Origin of the sequence: Nocardia shimofusensis NBRC 100134 (assembly GCF_001613125.1) — a bacterium.
Classification (GTDB): Bacteria; Actinomycetota; Actinomycetes; order Mycobacteriales; family Mycobacteriaceae; genus Nocardia; species Nocardia shimofusensis.
Genome location: NZ_BDBT01000004.1, coordinates 19,985 through 34,365 on the forward strand (window position 1 = coordinate 19,985; position 14,381 = coordinate 34,365).

The 14,381-nt window shown below is 70.6% G+C and carries 13 protein-coding genes; 10 read left to right on the forward strand and 3 right to left on the reverse strand.

The features are described 5' to 3' along the window. Positions 1 to 12: 12 nt before the first annotated feature. The 9 genes from coaBC to NS3_RS05645 all read left to right on the forward strand — a co-directional run bounded on the left by coaBC (position 13) and on the right by NS3_RS05645 (position 11,685). Positions 13 to 1,239, forward strand: a complete 1,227-nt coding sequence (coaBC, locus tag NS3_RS05605; protein ID WP_067854695.1) for a bifunctional phosphopantothenoylcysteine decarboxylase/phosphopantothenate--cysteine ligase CoaBC — start codon at positions 13 to 15, stop codon at positions 1,237 to 1,239. 247 nt (positions 1,240 to 1,486) lie between these two features. Beyond that, positions 1,487 to 2,698, forward strand: coding sequence for a methionine adenosyltransferase (metK, locus tag NS3_RS05610; protein WP_084495076.1), 1,212 nt, complete (start codon positions 1,487 to 1,489; stop codon positions 2,696 to 2,698). 78 nt (positions 2,699 to 2,776) lie between these two features. After that, positions 2,777 to 5,290, forward strand: a complete 2,514-nt coding sequence (locus NS3_RS29920) for a primosomal protein N' (protein ID WP_245649494.1) — start codon at positions 2,777 to 2,779, stop codon at positions 5,288 to 5,290. 304 nt (positions 5,291 to 5,594) lie between these two features. Beyond that, positions 5,595 to 6,233, forward strand: a complete 639-nt coding sequence (locus tag NS3_RS05620) for a PadR family transcriptional regulator (RefSeq protein ID WP_067854700.1) — start codon at positions 5,595 to 5,597, stop codon at positions 6,231 to 6,233. 68 nt (positions 6,234 to 6,301) lie between these two features. Beyond that, positions 6,302 to 7,291, forward strand: coding sequence for an esterase/lipase family protein (locus NS3_RS05625; protein ID WP_067854702.1), 990 nt, complete (start codon positions 6,302 to 6,304; stop codon positions 7,289 to 7,291). 85 nt (positions 7,292 to 7,376) lie between these two features. Beyond that, a complete protein-coding gene (gene def, locus NS3_RS05630) occupies positions 7,377 to 7,934 on the forward strand; it encodes a peptide deformylase (protein ID WP_067854705.1) in 558 nt (185 codons plus the stop codon). Further along, complete coding sequence (gene fmt, locus NS3_RS05635; RefSeq protein WP_067854708.1) at positions 7,934 to 8,857, forward strand: methionyl-tRNA formyltransferase; 924 nt, start codon at positions 7,934 to 7,936, stop codon at positions 8,855 to 8,857. The genes def and fmt overlap by 1 nt, the downstream gene beginning before the upstream one ends. Positions 8,858 to 9,669: 812 nt before the next feature. After that, positions 9,670 to 11,040, forward strand: coding sequence for an RsmB/NOP family class I SAM-dependent RNA methyltransferase (locus NS3_RS05640; RefSeq protein ID WP_084495078.1), 1,371 nt, complete (start codon positions 9,670 to 9,672; stop codon positions 11,038 to 11,040). Between the two features lie 288 nt (positions 11,041 to 11,328). Then, the gene (locus NS3_RS05645) at positions 11,329 to 11,685 is read left to right on the forward strand and encodes an MmcQ/YjbR family DNA-binding protein (protein ID WP_067854714.1); all 357 of its coding nucleotides are present in this window, start codon (positions 11,329 to 11,331) and stop codon (positions 11,683 to 11,685) included. On the opposite strand, the gene NS3_RS05650 is transcribed toward NS3_RS05645, so the two are convergent. After that, the gene (locus tag NS3_RS05650) at positions 11,682 to 12,623 is read right to left on the reverse strand and encodes an RNA polymerase sigma factor SigF (RefSeq protein ID WP_373865283.1); all 942 of its coding nucleotides are present in this window, start codon (positions 12,621 to 12,623) and stop codon (positions 11,682 to 11,684) included. The two genes, NS3_RS05645 and NS3_RS05650, sit on opposite strands and share 4 nt — an antisense overlap. Then, on the reverse strand, positions 12,623 to 13,045 hold the full coding sequence (locus tag NS3_RS05655) for an ATP-binding protein (protein WP_051027159.1): 423 nt from the start codon (positions 13,043 to 13,045) through the stop codon (positions 12,623 to 12,625). The genes NS3_RS05650 and NS3_RS05655 overlap by 1 nt, the downstream gene beginning before the upstream one ends. Positions 13,046 to 13,143: 98 nt before the next feature. Between NS3_RS05655 and rpe the strand changes: the two genes are divergently transcribed. Continuing rightward, entirely contained in the window at positions 13,144 to 13,797 is a 654-nt protein-coding gene (gene rpe / locus NS3_RS05660) for a ribulose-phosphate 3-epimerase (protein WP_067855335.1), read from the forward strand. Between the two features lie 5 nt (positions 13,798 to 13,802). Here the strand turns inward: rpe and NS3_RS05665 are convergent, their stop codons facing one another. Beyond that, entirely contained in the window at positions 13,803 to 14,309 is a 507-nt protein-coding gene (locus NS3_RS05665; RefSeq protein WP_067854717.1) for a hypothetical protein, read from the reverse strand. Positions 14,310 to 14,381 lie beyond the last annotated feature (72 nt).

The window sequence follows — 14,381 nt, forward strand, 5'->3', positions numbered from 1 at the left end:
CACGGAGGCGTAGTGAGCACACGCATCGTCGTCGGCGTCGGCGGCGGGATCGCCGCCTACAAGGCCTGCGCGTTGATCCGGCGGTTCACCGAGACCGGGCACCAGGTCCGGGTGATCCCCACCGAGTCGGCTCTGCAGTTCGTCGGCAAGGCCACCTTCGAGGCACTGTCCGGGAATCCGGTGCACACCGATGTGTTCACCGACGTTCCCGAGGTGCCGCACGTGCGGCTCGGCCAGGAAGCCGATCTCGTCGTCATCGCCCCCGCGACCGCCGACCTGATGGCCCGCGCCGCACACGGCCGCGCGGACGACCTGCTCACCGCCACTCTGCTCACCGCCCGATGTCCGGTGCTGTTCGCGCCCGCGATGCACACCGAGATGTGGGAGCATCCGGCCACCCAGGCGAACGTGGCCACCCTGCGCGCGCACGGCGCGGTCGTCATGGAACCGGCCTCGGGCCGGCTCACCGGCACCGATACCGGGCCGGGCCGGCTGCCCGAGCCGGAGGAGATCTTCGGCTTGGCCTCGCTGCTGCAGGAACGTCAGGACGCCGTGCCGCGCGATCTGGTCGGCAAGCGCATCGTGATCACCGCCGGTGGCACCCGTGAGCCGCTGGACCCGGTGCGCTTCCTGGGCAATCGGAGTTCCGGCAAGCAGGGTTACGCCCTGGCCAGGGTCGCCGCCCAGCGCGGCGCGCAGGTGACGCTCATCGCGGGCAACACCATCGAGATGGCCGCGCCCGCCGCGGTCGATCTGGTGCACATCACCACCGCCGACCAGCTCAAGACCGCCGTCGACAAGCATGCCGTCGGTGCCGACGCGGTGATCATGGCGGCGGCGGTGGCCGATTTCCGGCCGACCAACGTGGCCGCCGTCAAGATCAAGAAGGGCGCGGGCGAACCCGATGTCATCCCGCTGACCAAGAACGACGACATCCTCGCCGGCCTCGTGCAGTCCCGCCGTGACGGGCAGTTGCCCGGCACCGCCATCGTCGGCTTCGCCGCGGAGACCGGCGACGAGGACGGCGACGTGCTCACCCACGCGCGCGCCAAGCTCGCTCGCAAGGGCTGCGATCTGCTCGTGGTCAATGCCGTGGGCGAGGGCAAGGCGTTCGAGGTCGACACCAACGACGGCTGGCTGCTCGGCGCCGACGGCGCCGAACAGGCGCTCGACCACGGGTCCAAGGCATTGCTGGCCAGCCGGGTGCTCGACGCGCTGGTGCCGCTGTTGCGTTCCTGACTTCGGCGGGCGCGCCGAAAGATCTTGTGCGCGGAGCGCTTCGGCCCGCTCGTCGCCGCAGGCGCCGCCGAAGGTGCCGGCCCGGTGGGCGTGGGAAGACGAATGGACGGTGAACCTCGGTGTTGCCGCGACCATCGATGTCCAGGATCTGGAATAGTCTGCAGGGGAAGGGCCACTCGGCAGTGACGTGACGTACTGTCGCTGTCGCGATCCGATACGACGAACCCGTCAGGGAGAGGGAAGAACTGTGCGCACGACTGGCAGCCGCCTATTCACCAGTGAGTCCGTGACCGAAGGTCATCCGGACAAGATCTGTGACGCGATCAGCGATTCCGTCCTCGACGCGTTGCTCGCCGAGGACCCGCACAGCCGGGTCGCCGTGGAAACCCTCGTGACCACCGGTCAGGTGCACGTCGCCGGTGAGGTCACCACCTCGGCCTGGGCCGACATCCCGCGTATCGTCCGCGAGAAGGTCCTCGACATCGGCTACGACTCCTCCGCCAAGGGCTTCGACGGCAACTCCTGCGGCGTCAACATCGCGATCGGCGCCCAGTCGCCCGACATCGCCCAAGGCGTGGACACCTCGCACGAGGCGCGCGTCGGCGGCACCGACGACGAGATCGCCAAGCAGGGCGCCGGCGACCAGGGCCTGATGTTCGGCTACGCCACCCGCGACACCCCCGAGTTGATGCCGCTGCCGATCGCGCTGGCGCACCGGCTCTCGCGCAAGCTCACCGAGGTCCGCAAGACCGGCGTGCTGCCGTACCTGCGCCCCGACGGCAAGACCCAGGTCACCATCGAATACGACGGCGACCGTCCGGTCCGGCTGGACACCGTGGTCATCTCGACCCAGCACGCCGCCGACATCGACTTGGACAACCTGCTCGCCCCCGACATCCGGGAGAAGGTCCTCGACGCGGTGCTCGCCGACCTGGACCTGCCCACCCTGGACATCTCCGACATCAGGCTGCTGGTCAATCCGACCGGCAAGTTCGTGCTCGGCGGCCCGATGGGTGACGCCGGCCTGACCGGCCGCAAGATCATCGTCGATACCTACGGCGGCATGGCCCGCCACGGCGGCGGCGCCTTCTCCGGCAAGGACCCGTCGAAGGTGGACCGCTCGGCTGCCTACGCCATGCGCTGGGTCGCCAAGAACGTCGTCGCGGCCGATCTGGCCGAGCGCGTCGAGGTGCAGGTCGCCTACGCCATCGGCAAGGCGGCCCCGGTCGGCCTGTTCGTGGAGACCTTCGGCACCGAGAAGGTCGATCCGGCTCGCATCTCGACCGCGATCACCGAGGTGTTCGACCTGCGTCCGGGCGCGATCATCCGCGACCTGGATCTGCTGCGCCCGATCTACGCGCCGACCGCCGCCTACGGTCACTTCGGTCGCACCGATGTCGACCTGCCTTGGGAGCACACCGATCGCGCCGACAAGCTGCGCGCTGCTGTCGGTCTCTAGGTCGCCCGGGTCCGCGTGAGCCGACCCACCGCCGGCGAACCAGCTGCCCCCGCGGACAAGAAGTCCGTGGGGGCGGCCGTGTCCGCGGCCCGCCGTGCCGCGGCCAAAGCTCCCGCCGCGAATCTGCCGATCGCGCGGGTACTGCCGCTGCTCACCCCCGCGCACCTCGACCGCGACTTCGACTATCTCGTCCCGGCCGAGTTCGACGACATCGCGCGCCCGGGCGTGCGGGTGCGCGTCCGTTTCGCGGGCCGCCTGGTCGACGGCTATCTCCTCGAGCGCCTGGAGCGCAGCGAGCACGTCGGGAAACTCATCGCGCTGGAGCGCGTCGTCTCCGGCGAGCAGGTGCTCACCCCCGAAATCCTGCGCCTGGCAACCACTGTCGCGGCCAGGTACGCGGGCACCCGCGCGGATGTTCTGCGCCTGGCCATCCCGCCCCGGCACGCGCGCACCGAGAACGGCGGACCGCAGAAGGCGAAAGGCGCTGCGTCGCAGCAGGCGACGCGCACCGGCTCCGCCCCCGGATCTTCGGGAACGGAATCAGGCTCGGCACCGATGTCCGCCTCGCGATCAGCTGAGGATTCGGGTGCGAAAGACGATGACGTCGACGTGAGCCCGAGCCTCGGATCGGTTGTGGGGCGTGACGCGCAAAAAGCTGTGGCCGAAGGGTTTTCGCCGTCCGCCGACCCGCGCGATGGCGGCGCGGATGCTGCCCGGGCGTCGTCGTTGCCCGCGTCGGATGCGGCCTCCGGTATGGAGAATGCTGCCTCCGATGCCGATGCCGATGCCGATGCCGATGCCGATGCCGATGCCGATGCCGATGCCGATGCCGATGCCGATGCCGATGCCGATGCCGGTCCCGATGCCGAGGCGGCGCTGAGGGGTGGCACCGCGGACGCTCCGAAGGTCGGGACCCTGCGCGGGACCGCTGCCGGACAGCCGTCCGGGAATGTTCGGGCCGAGCGCGGCGAAGGCGTCTCGGTGGCGCGGCGAACGGCCGGCCCCACCCCGTGGGCGCGCTACGTGCACGGAGAGTCCTTCGTCGGCGCGCTGGCGGCGGGCAAGGGCGTGCGCGCGGCGTGGCAGGCGTTGCCGGGGGAGGATTGGGCGCGCAGGCTGGCCGAACTGGCGGCGACGGTGGTGGCGGCGGGGCGCGGGGCGATCATCATGGTCCCGGATCAGCGGGATCTCGATCGGGTGCTCGTGGAATGCGAAGCGCTGGTGGGGGACCGGGTGGTGGGCCTGTCGGCGGGGCTGGGTCCCGCGGCGCGGTATCGGCGCTGGCTGGCGGTGTTGCGTGGGCAGGCGCGGCTGGTGGTGGGAACGCGCAGTGCGGTGTTCGCGCCGGTCGCCGAGCTCGGCCTGCTGGCGATCTGGGACGACGGGGACGATACCTATGCCGAGCCGCGCGCGCCGTACCCGCATGCGCGCGAGGTGGCGATGCTGCGCGCGCACGAGACGGGGGCCGCGTTCGTGGCCGCCGGTTTCGCCCGCACGGCCGAGATCCAAGCCGCCGTCGACAGCGGGTGGGCGCACGATCTGATCGCCGATCGGGCGGTGCTGCGCAAGGCCGCGCCACGGATCAGCGCGCCGGGTGACAGTGACATCGCGCTCGAGCGCGATCCGATCGCTCGTGCGGTCCGTATTCCCGCGGCGGCGTTCGCCGCTGCCCGCGCTGCGCTGAAAGAAGGGGCCGCGGTCTTGGTCCAAGTCCCCCGGCGCGGCTATGTGCCCGCGCTCGCGTGCGGAAAGTGCCGTACCCCCGCGCGATGCAGGCGCTGCAACGGTCCGCTCGCGGTGCCGGAGGGAGGGGCGGGTGCGGTGGCGCACAGTCCGGCCTGCCGGTGGTGCGGTATCTCCGAGACCGCCTATCGCTGCCCGGTGTGTGCGGCGCGGGCGTTGCGGGCCGTGGTCATCGGCGCGGCGCGGACCGCCGAAGAGCTGGGCCGGGCATTCCCCGGTGTGCCGGTCCGCGGGTCGAGTGCCGGGTCGATGCTCGACACGGTCGAGCCCGGTCCGCAGGTGGTGGTGGCGACGGTCGGCGCGGAGCCGGTGGTTCGCGGCGGTTACGGTGTCGCGCTGTTGCTGGATGGCTGGGCGTTGCTGGGCCGCGCGGACCTGCGCGCCGCCGAGGACGCGCTGCGGCGCTGGCTGAACGCGGCCGCGCTGGTGCGTGCGCACGGGCAGGTCCTGGTCATGGCCGAACCCGCGTTGCCGACGGTGCAGGCGCTGGTGCGCTGGGACCCGATCGGCCACGCCCGGTCCGAGGTGGACGCGCGAGCCGAGGTGGGGTTCCCGCCGGCCGTGCGACTGGCCGCCGTCGACGGCGCGTCCGAGGCCATCACCGAGCTGCTCGCCGCCGCGACCCTGCCTGCCGGGGTGGAGGTGCTCGGCCCGGTGCCGCTGCCGCCGGGCGCTCGCTCGCCGTTCTCCGGCGATTCCGACGCCGAGATCGAGCGCGTGTTGCTCCGGGTCGACCGCCGAGGAGGTGCGGCGTTGGCGCGTTCGCTGGTCGCCGCACAGGCGGTGCGCAGTACGCACCGATCGGACGCGCCGCTTCGGGTCCAGATCGATCCTGTCGATATCGGCTGATCAGCAGACGTCGCGCACTACGGCTACCTGACCCGACGCAGGCCGAGCGCTCCGACCTCATGGGCCACCGAGAGCCCACGGAAATCGTTCGGCTCCGGAGATGTCCGTCGGGCGTGCCGGCTGCACGACCGCAGGCCCGACTTCGACCTGCGACCTTCCCCGTACCGGTCGAGCACCGGACATCGCGGTGCCTCGGGTTCGAGACGGCGAGTCGTGGAACACATCTACAAACCCCTTGCTTCGGATGCATTGCCGATATATCGTCGACTGCATAAGAAATCAATCCGCCCGAGGAGGCTGAACAATGGAGAACATCTACGGGAACCACCGCCACCCGCACGGATCCCGGCGGGGTCCGAAGGAATTCGAGCATCGCGCCCACCGGCGCGGCCCCAGGCACGGCTTCGGTCCCGACTTCGGACCCGGCGCGAACTTCGGTCCGGGCTTCGGGCCGCACGTCGGACGCGGCCGGGGTCGCGGCGGACGTGGCAGGCGCGGTGACGTCCGGGCGGCTGTCCTGCTGCTGCTCACCGAGCGGCCCATGCACGGCTACGAACTCATTCAGCAGATCAGGGAACGCAGCGACGACATCTGGCGCCCCAGCCCCGGCTCGATCTACCCCGCCCTCTCTCAACTCGAGGACGAGGGTCTGGTGATCATCGACAAGGTCGCCGGCCGCAAGACTGCCCAGCTGACCGAGGAGGGCACCGCCTACGTCGCCGAGAACCGGGACGAACTGGGCGACCCGTGGGCCGATGTGAAGAACGACGTCGGCGCCCAGGCGATCGATCTGCGCGCGTTGGTCGGACAGCTGATGGGAGCGGTGGCGCAGGTCGCGGCGGTCGGCACCCCCGAACAGGCGGCCAAGGCCGCCGAGGTGCTCAACGAATCGCGGAAGTCGCTCTACCGCATCCTCGCCGAGGACGACACCCCACCATCATGAGACGTTCCTGATACCTCCTCGAAATGCGCCGTGTAGCGCTCTCGGGGGATCATTGGGATATGCAACAAATGGCCCGTGGTCGGGGCCGGGGGGTGTCACAATCGGTGCGCGCCACGGCAATCGGCATCCTGACAGTCGTGGCGGTCGTCATCGCCACGGCTACCGCATCCGGCGAGCCCGCCGCAGTTCCGACCGCCGCGGGCCCGATCCAATCCGACCATCTCGGCGCCGCCTTCTATCAGAAGCAGCATGGGAGCGTGACCCCTTCGGGGACCAATGATTTCGGCTGCCGCCCCGGCGCCGAACATCCCAGGCCCGTGGTACTCGCGCACGGCACCGATTCCACCGCCTACTCCGACTGGTCGGCGATCGGACCGAGCCTGGTGGCCGCCGGATTCTGCGTGTTCGCCCCGAACTACGGCGGTGCCCCCGGCGCGGACACCTACGGCACCGAGGATCTGCGCGACAGTGCCGCGCAGGTCGGTGCTTTCGTCGACCGTGTTCTCGCCGAGACCGGTGCGCAACAGGTCGATCTCGTCGGTTTCTCCCAGGGCGCCAACGTGACCCGTTACTACGTCAACAAACTCGGTGGTGCGACGAAGGTGGGCCGCTGGGTAGGGCTGGCCTCGCCCACCTACGGCGGGGTCATGTACGGGCTGGTCCCCATCGCGCAAGCCATCCCCGGCGCGCTCGACGTCTTCGCGACGGTCACCTCGCTGGCCGCGGTACAGCAGGCGCAGGGGTCGCCGACCATGCTCGCGCTCAACGATGGCGGTGACACGGTGCCCGGTGTCGAATACGTGACCGTCGGCAGCCGGGTCGACGAGATGATCCAGCCGTTCGAGAACATCGCGCTGCGGGGCGCAGGCGCTCGCAATATCGCCATCCAGGATCTGTGCCCGCAGAACCTCACCGGCCACTTCCACATGGTCTACGACCCGTTCGTCCGGGATCTGCTCCTGACGGTGCTCGATCCCGGCCACGCTCCCGAGCCGGTCTGCGTGCCGGTAGCGCTGGGCACCGGTATCCCGCAGGTGATCATCGCGGGCAACTCCTGAGCGGATCGGCTCACGCGCTCCGGGAGCGCTCGGCGCCGGTCACTAGAATGAATCGACCGTATCCGTCGTTCTGCCGGGAGCCATCGTGACCATCCAGCCCGTTCGCCTGTTCGGCGATCCCATCCTGCGCGCGCGTGCGTCGGAGGTCACCGAGTTCGATCGGGAGTTGCGCCAGCTCGTCACCGACCTCGTCGACACCATGCACGACGACGGCGGTGTCGGTATGGCCGCCCCGCAGATCGGCGTCGGCCTGCGCGTGTTCGTCTACGACACCGGCGACTCGGCGGGTCACCTGGTCAATCCGGCCTATACGGTGATCGGCGACGAAGAGCAGGTCGGCCCCGAGGGCTGCCTGTCGATTCCCGGCCTGCGCTACGACACCCGTCGTGCGTTGCGGGTCCGGGTGTCCGGTGTCGACTACGACGGTGCGCCCGTCGCGTTCGACGCCGAAGAACTGCTCGCCCGCTGCGTGCAGCACGAAACCGACCATCTCGACGGGGTGCTGTTCATCGACCGGCTCGACCCCGCCGCCCGAAAGGAAGCGATGCGCGCGATCCGCGAATCCGATTGGTTCGAAGCAGGAATCACCGTGCGCACCGGCCACGGGGCCGGGCAGACCGGACCTTTCGGGCGGACCCGCTGATGCGCCTGGTTTTCGCGGGCACGCCCGCACCCGCTGTCCCTTCGCTGCGCAGGCTGATCGCCTCGCCGAGGCACGAGGTGGTCGCCGTGGTGACCCGTCCCGATGCCGTCGCCGGACGCGGCCGGAAGGTGACCAGGTCGCCGATCGGCGCGCTGGCCGACGAACACGGCATCCCGGTGCTCACGCCTGCCAAGCCGTCGGACCCCGCGTTCCTGAGCAGGCTCACCGAATTGGCACCGGACTGCTGCCCGGTCGTCGCCTACGGCGCGTTGCTGCCGCAGGCCGCCCTGGACATCCCGCGCCACGGCTGGGTCAACCTGCACTTCTCCCTGCTGCCCGCTTGGCGCGGCGCGGCGCCGGTCCAGGCCGCGATCAACGCAGGAGACGAGATCACCGGCGCGAGCACTTTCCAGATCGAGAAGGGGCTCGACAGCGGGCCCGTCTACGGCGTGATCACCGAGAAGATCGATGCGAGCGACACGGCGGGCGACCTGCTGGCCAGGCTCGCCGAGACCGGTGCGCACCTGCTCGAGACCACCATGGACGGCATCGAGGACGCGACGCTGCACGCCGTGCCGCAGCCGGCCGAGGGTCTGTCCTATGCGCCCAAGGTGACTCCGGAGGACGCGCGGGTGCGCTGGGATCAGCCCGCGCTCGCCATCGACCGGAGAATCCGATCGGTCACGCCCGCGCCGGGCGCCTGGACGTTGGTCGGCGGCGACCGGATCAAGCTCGGGCCGGTGGAGATGGTGCAGGAGGAGTTGCCGGAACGGGTCATCGAGGTCCGCAAGTCCGGCGTGTTCGTCGGCACCGTCACCACCGCCTTGCGCCTGGGCATGGTGCAGCCCCCGGGCAAGAAGATGATGCCCGCGCTGGACTGGGCCCGCGGCGCGCGCCTCGAGCCGGGCGCGGTGGTCGAGTGAGCCCCGCACACGGACGCCCGGATCGCGAGGACCCGCGCGCGAAGAAGGTCACCGATCGCGACGTCGACGGCGGTTGGGCCCGCCGCGCCGCGCGCGATCAGGAGGCGCGCAAGGAAGGCCGCAATCCGAATCGTGCTGACCAGGGTGAGTCCGATGAGCGTCGATCCCCGAATCGCGGTGGAAGCGGCGGTCGCGCAACCGGTTCCGGTGGCGGCAGGCCCGGGGGATCCTGGGAGTCACGTGACGCCGGTGCGCGCGGCGACACCCCACCGTCGCGGCGTCGCTCCGGCGAGGGGGATCGTCCTTCCGGCGGGGCTTCTCGCCGGCCCGGTGGTGGGGCCGGCGGCGCTCGGGAACGCGGAGGCGAGTTCGACTCCGGTCGCGATCGATACGGTTCCGGGCGCGGCGGCTCGGGCGAAGGACGACGGGGGGACTCCGCTCGGTCGCAGGCCCCTGGCCGGAACACTCGCGGTGGTTCGGACGGCCGGCGCCAGTGGGAGGATCGGTCACAGGGCGGCGGATCCTCCGAGGGGCGTCGGTGGGATTCCGGACAATCGTCGGCGCGCGACGACGAGGCGCGCCGTGGTTCGTCCGCGGGGCGTCGATCCGAAGGGCCGGCGGAAGGTCGTACCAGGAGGTCGAACCGGCCGGGTGCGGCGGGTAGTGGCACTCAGGGCGGGCCCAGCGGAAAACGTGAGCGCGCGACCGGCCGATCCGGCGCCGCGGGAAGGCAAGGGGCGCAGCCCGATTCGCGCTCATTCGGCGGCAGGGCCGAGCGCGGGACGGCTGCCGGGAAGTCCGGCGGTGGGAAGATGGCGGGCGGAAGATCTGCCGGTCGCACGAACCGCGGCGGTGGGGACGGTCCGCGCGAGGTAGCGCTCGAGGTGTTGCGCGCCGTGCGCGAGCGCGACGCCTACGCCAATCTCGTGCTGCCCGGCCTGCTGCGGGAACGCAGGATCGAAGGCAGGGACGCCGCGCTGGCAACCGAGCTGACCTATGGGGCCTGCCGAGCGCAGGGACTGCTGGACGCGGTGATCGCGCATTGCGCCGGTCGGCCGATCGAGGAGATCGACGGTCCGCTGCTTGATGTGCTCCGGCTGGGCGTCTACCAATTGCTGCGCACCAGGATCGGCGCGCACGCGGCGGTGGACACCTCGGTCGAGCTCGCCCGAGCCGAATTCGGCACGGGCAAGTCGGGGTTCGTGAATGCCGTGCTGCGCAAGGCGTCGCAACGGTCGGTCGAGGAGTGGGTCCACGAACTGGCGCCCGCGGATCCGGTCGGCAAGCTGGCCTTCGAATTCGCGCATCCGGTGTGGATCGCACAGGCGTTCGCCGACGCACTCGGCGCCCGTGCCACGGAATTGGCGCAGTTGCTGGCCGCCGACGACGAACGTCCGATCGTGCACCTGGTGGCGCGCCCGGGTGACATCACCGCCGAGGAACTGGCGCTGGTGACCGGTGGCGAGGAGGGCCGCTGGTCGCCCTACGCGGTGTACCTCGACGGCGGTGATCCCGCCCAGCTCGAGCCGGTGCGCGAAGGCATGGCGGCGGTGCAGGACGAGGGCAGTCAGCTGGTCGCGCTGGCTCTCACCCGCGCGCCGCTGGGCGGCCCGGACGGTGGCCGATGGCTCGATCTGTGCGCGGGCCCCGGCGGCAAGGCCGCCCTGCTCGGTGCGCTGGCTGCCATCGACGGTTTCGAGGTCGACGCCGTCGAACCGGCTGAGCACCGTGCCGAGCTGGTCCGCAAGTCCACCAAGGACCTGCCGGTGCGTGTACACCTCGCCGACGGACGCGACAGTGGCCTGTCCCCCGGCTACGACCGCATCCTGGTCGACGCCCCCTGTACCGGGCTCGGCGCTCTGCGCCGCAGGCCGGAAGCGCGCTGGCGCCGCAGCCCCGACGACCTCCGCGATCTCGTGCGCTTGCAGCGCGAATTGCTCACCGCGGCTTGGGAACTGCTTCGCCCCGGCGGCGTGGTCGTCTACTCGACCTGCTCGCCGCACCTGTCCGAGACGGTGTCGGTGGTCGCCGACCTCGTGCGCCGCACCGACGCCGAACAGCTCGACACCCGCGACCTGCTGCCGGGTGTCACCGATGTCGGCGACGGCCCGGCCGCGCAGCTGTGGCCGCACCGGCACGGTACCGACGCCATGTTCCTGGCGGCTCTGCGCAAGCCGAGCTGACCCCGAACACCCGCCGACCCCGACCGAATCGGTCGGGGTGGGCGACGCTTCACCGGCACAAACCCCCGACCGCCTGCTGGACCGCCCTGTTCGGCGTCTTACTGGCGCGTCCGAGTGGATCGCGGGCGCAGTGGCCGTGCCGGTGGGTCGAGCCGGTCGGGTGAGCACGCTCGCCGCCGGTGGTGACGTGTGCTGGGGCACGGCCGACCGGGCACGGGCTGGGTCCGAGACAGCCCCTTGGTTCCGTTCGTCCAATCCAGGACGAGTACGCGCAGGCACACTGGTCTGATGGCTGTGACCTGGCAAGACGTGGTGACGATGGCGACCGGCCTCCCGGAGGTCGAGGAATCGACCTGGTGGCGCAGCCCGGCGCTGAAGGTGGCGGGCAAGGGGTTCGCGCGGCTGCGGGTGGAAGCCGAGGGCGGGCTGGCGCTGCGCTGTCCGATGGCGGAGAAGGAGTACCTGCTGGCCTCCGGTGATCCGGCCTTCTACTCGACGCCGCACTACGACGGCCATCCCTATATCCTGGTCGATCTGGACCGCATCGACGCCTGCCGGCTGATAGAGCTGCTCGACGCCGCGTGGTGGCAAAGCGCGCCCGCTGCGGTTCGGCGGCGCAGGGAGCACGAGGAGCGCGGGCGCTAGTCGCGGGCGGAGAGTTCGCGCAGGCGCGCGAGGGTCTTGGCGAGGATGCGCGAGACGTGCATCTGGGAGATGCCCATCTGCTTGGCGATCTGGGTCTGGGTCATGGACTCGAAGAACCGCATGGTCAGGATGCGGCGCTCGCGTTCGGGCAGGCCCGCGAGCAGCGGGCGGATCGCGACGTACTCCTCGACCCGCTCGAACTGGGCCTCCTCCTCACCGAGGGTGTCCAGCAGCGAGGCGTCGGATTCGCGGCCGAGTGAGGCGGCATCGATGGAACTGGGCTGGTAGGCGTTGCCCGCGATGACCGCCTGGGTGACCTCGTCGGGATCCACGCCGAGTTCGGCGGCGATCTCCTTGGCGGTGGGGGAGCGGCCCAGCGACTGCGAGAGGGTGTCGATCGCGGCGCCGATGCGCAGGTGTGTCTCCTTGACCCGCCGCGGCACCCGCATGGCCCAGGTGTGGTCGCGGAAGTAGCGACGGACCTCGCCCATGATGGTCGGAACCGCGAAGGACAGGAAGTTGGAGCCGCGCGCCGGATCGAAACGGTCGACGGCGTGCACGAGCCCGACCCGGGCGACCTGGGTGAGGTCGTCGAAGGGTTCGCCGCGGCCGCTGAACTTGCGGGCGATGTGATCGGCCAGCGGCACGCACCTGCGGATCAGTTCCTCGCGCAGGGCGAGGCGTTCCGGTGTGCCCGCCGCGGCGACGGCCATGCGCTCGAACAGCTCGGTCAGATCGTCGTAGCCGCCCGCGGAGCCGGCCTCGGCGACCGTTTCCGCGGCTACCTCGGCGTCGGCCTCGGCTTCCGCGTCGGCGTCCACGTCGGTGCCGGGCTCCAGGGCGTCGTCCGCGGGGTTCACCGGATCGTCCGCGCCATCGGCATCGGCGGTAGTGGTGCGGTGGTATTTCGGGCCGGAGGAGTGTTCAGCGGCCACCACTACGCTTTCCCCCGGACCCGACGGAAGGTGACCGTCGTGGGATATCCGGAGAGTGCCGGGTCGTGCGAATCCTGTGTCACCTCCACCGAATCGGTGAGGGTGCGCAGCACATGCCAGCCGAAGCTGTGCTGATCGGGCAGACCTTCCGTCGACGCGAGGCCGGTGACGCGCACCAGCAACTCGCGGTCCCCGATGCTGAACCAGCAATCCAGGTTGCTGCCGGGCGCGGCGACCGCGATCAGCGTCGAGCACACCTCGTCGACGGCCAGCCGGATGTCGGCCACCTCGTCCAGAGTGAAATCACTGAGAAGGACCAATGTTTCGGCGAGCCCACGCACGATGGGCAGTTGTGTGACCGATGCGGCCACCCGAATCTCCACCGGGGTGCTGAACAACCCCTGTTCCGCCGAAATGTTGATCACCCTGCCCAGGCTACCCATTCCCGCCCCCTGCCAATCGGATCAGGTCCACTCGCCTACACTCGCGCCTTGTGTCCACGTATTCCCGGCCCGCCGAGCCGATGATCGCACCGTCCATCCTATCCGCCGACTTCGCGCACCTGGCCGACGAAGCGCGCCGGGTCGAGGGTTCGGACTGGCTGCACGTCGACGTGATGGACGCCCATTTCGTGCCGAATCTCACACTCGGCCTGCCGGTGGTGCAGAGCCTGCTCAAGGCCACCGACATCCCGCTGGACTGCCACCTCATGATCGAGGATCCGGGCCGCTGGGCCCCGCCGTACGCGGAGGCCGGCGCGTACAACGTCACCTTCCACGCCGAGGCCACCGACGATCCTGTCGCGGTCGCGCGCGACATCCGGGCGGCGGGCGCCAAGGCCGGGCTGTCGGTGAAGCCGAACACCCCGATCGAGCCGTACCTGGAGATCCTGAAGAATTTCGACACGCTGCTGGTGATGAGCGTGGAACCCGGCTTCGGCGGCCAGTCGTTCATCCCACAGGTGCTCGACAAGGCCCGCACGGTGCGCAGACTGGTCGATTCCGGTGAATTGCGACTGGTGGTGGAGATCGACGGCGGCATCAACGCCGACACCATCGAGCAGGCGGCCGCGGCGGGCATCGACTGCTTCGTCGCCGGATCGGCCGTCTACAACACCGACGATCCCGGCGCCACCGTCGAGAAACTCCGCAGGCAGGCCGCCGCCGCCCGCGGCTGACCCGCTCATCGCGCTCGGCGCGGCCCCGGCGTTCCGAGGGCCAGCGTGGCATCGACGACCGCTTTCAGCGGAGGGAGCGCGACGCGTTCGGCCGGCGGTTCGACCCAGGTCCGATAGCCGGTGCGTTCGTCCTCGGGTGAGGGCAGCACGACATCGCTGCCGGTCGAGGCCACCGTCGCGAACATCCGGAACAGGTGCGCGGACTCGGCGGTTCCGAGCGAACCCGCGCCCGCCGAGCCGGTGAGGAAGGTCCAGCGCTGCGAGCGCCGATGCTCGACGACGGGCGTGGCGATCCCGCTGCTCGCGAGCCGTTCGCGTACCTGTTCGCCGAGTGGGGCGGGCATGGTGACGGCGCGGTATTCGGCGCCGATCGGCAGGACGATATGGCGGGCGCGATCGTCGACCTCGGCGCGCAGGTCGTGCTCGCGCCGATAGCGATCGCACCGGGTGGCCAGCGCGGCCGCCGGGGGCTCGCTCGGGTGGGGGGATCTCGTTTCCAGCAGGGTGCTCATCCGGTTCTCCGGTCCGATGACGACGTGGTTCGCCGAGGTGTGGCGACGACTCGGTAACGATTCTGCATCCGT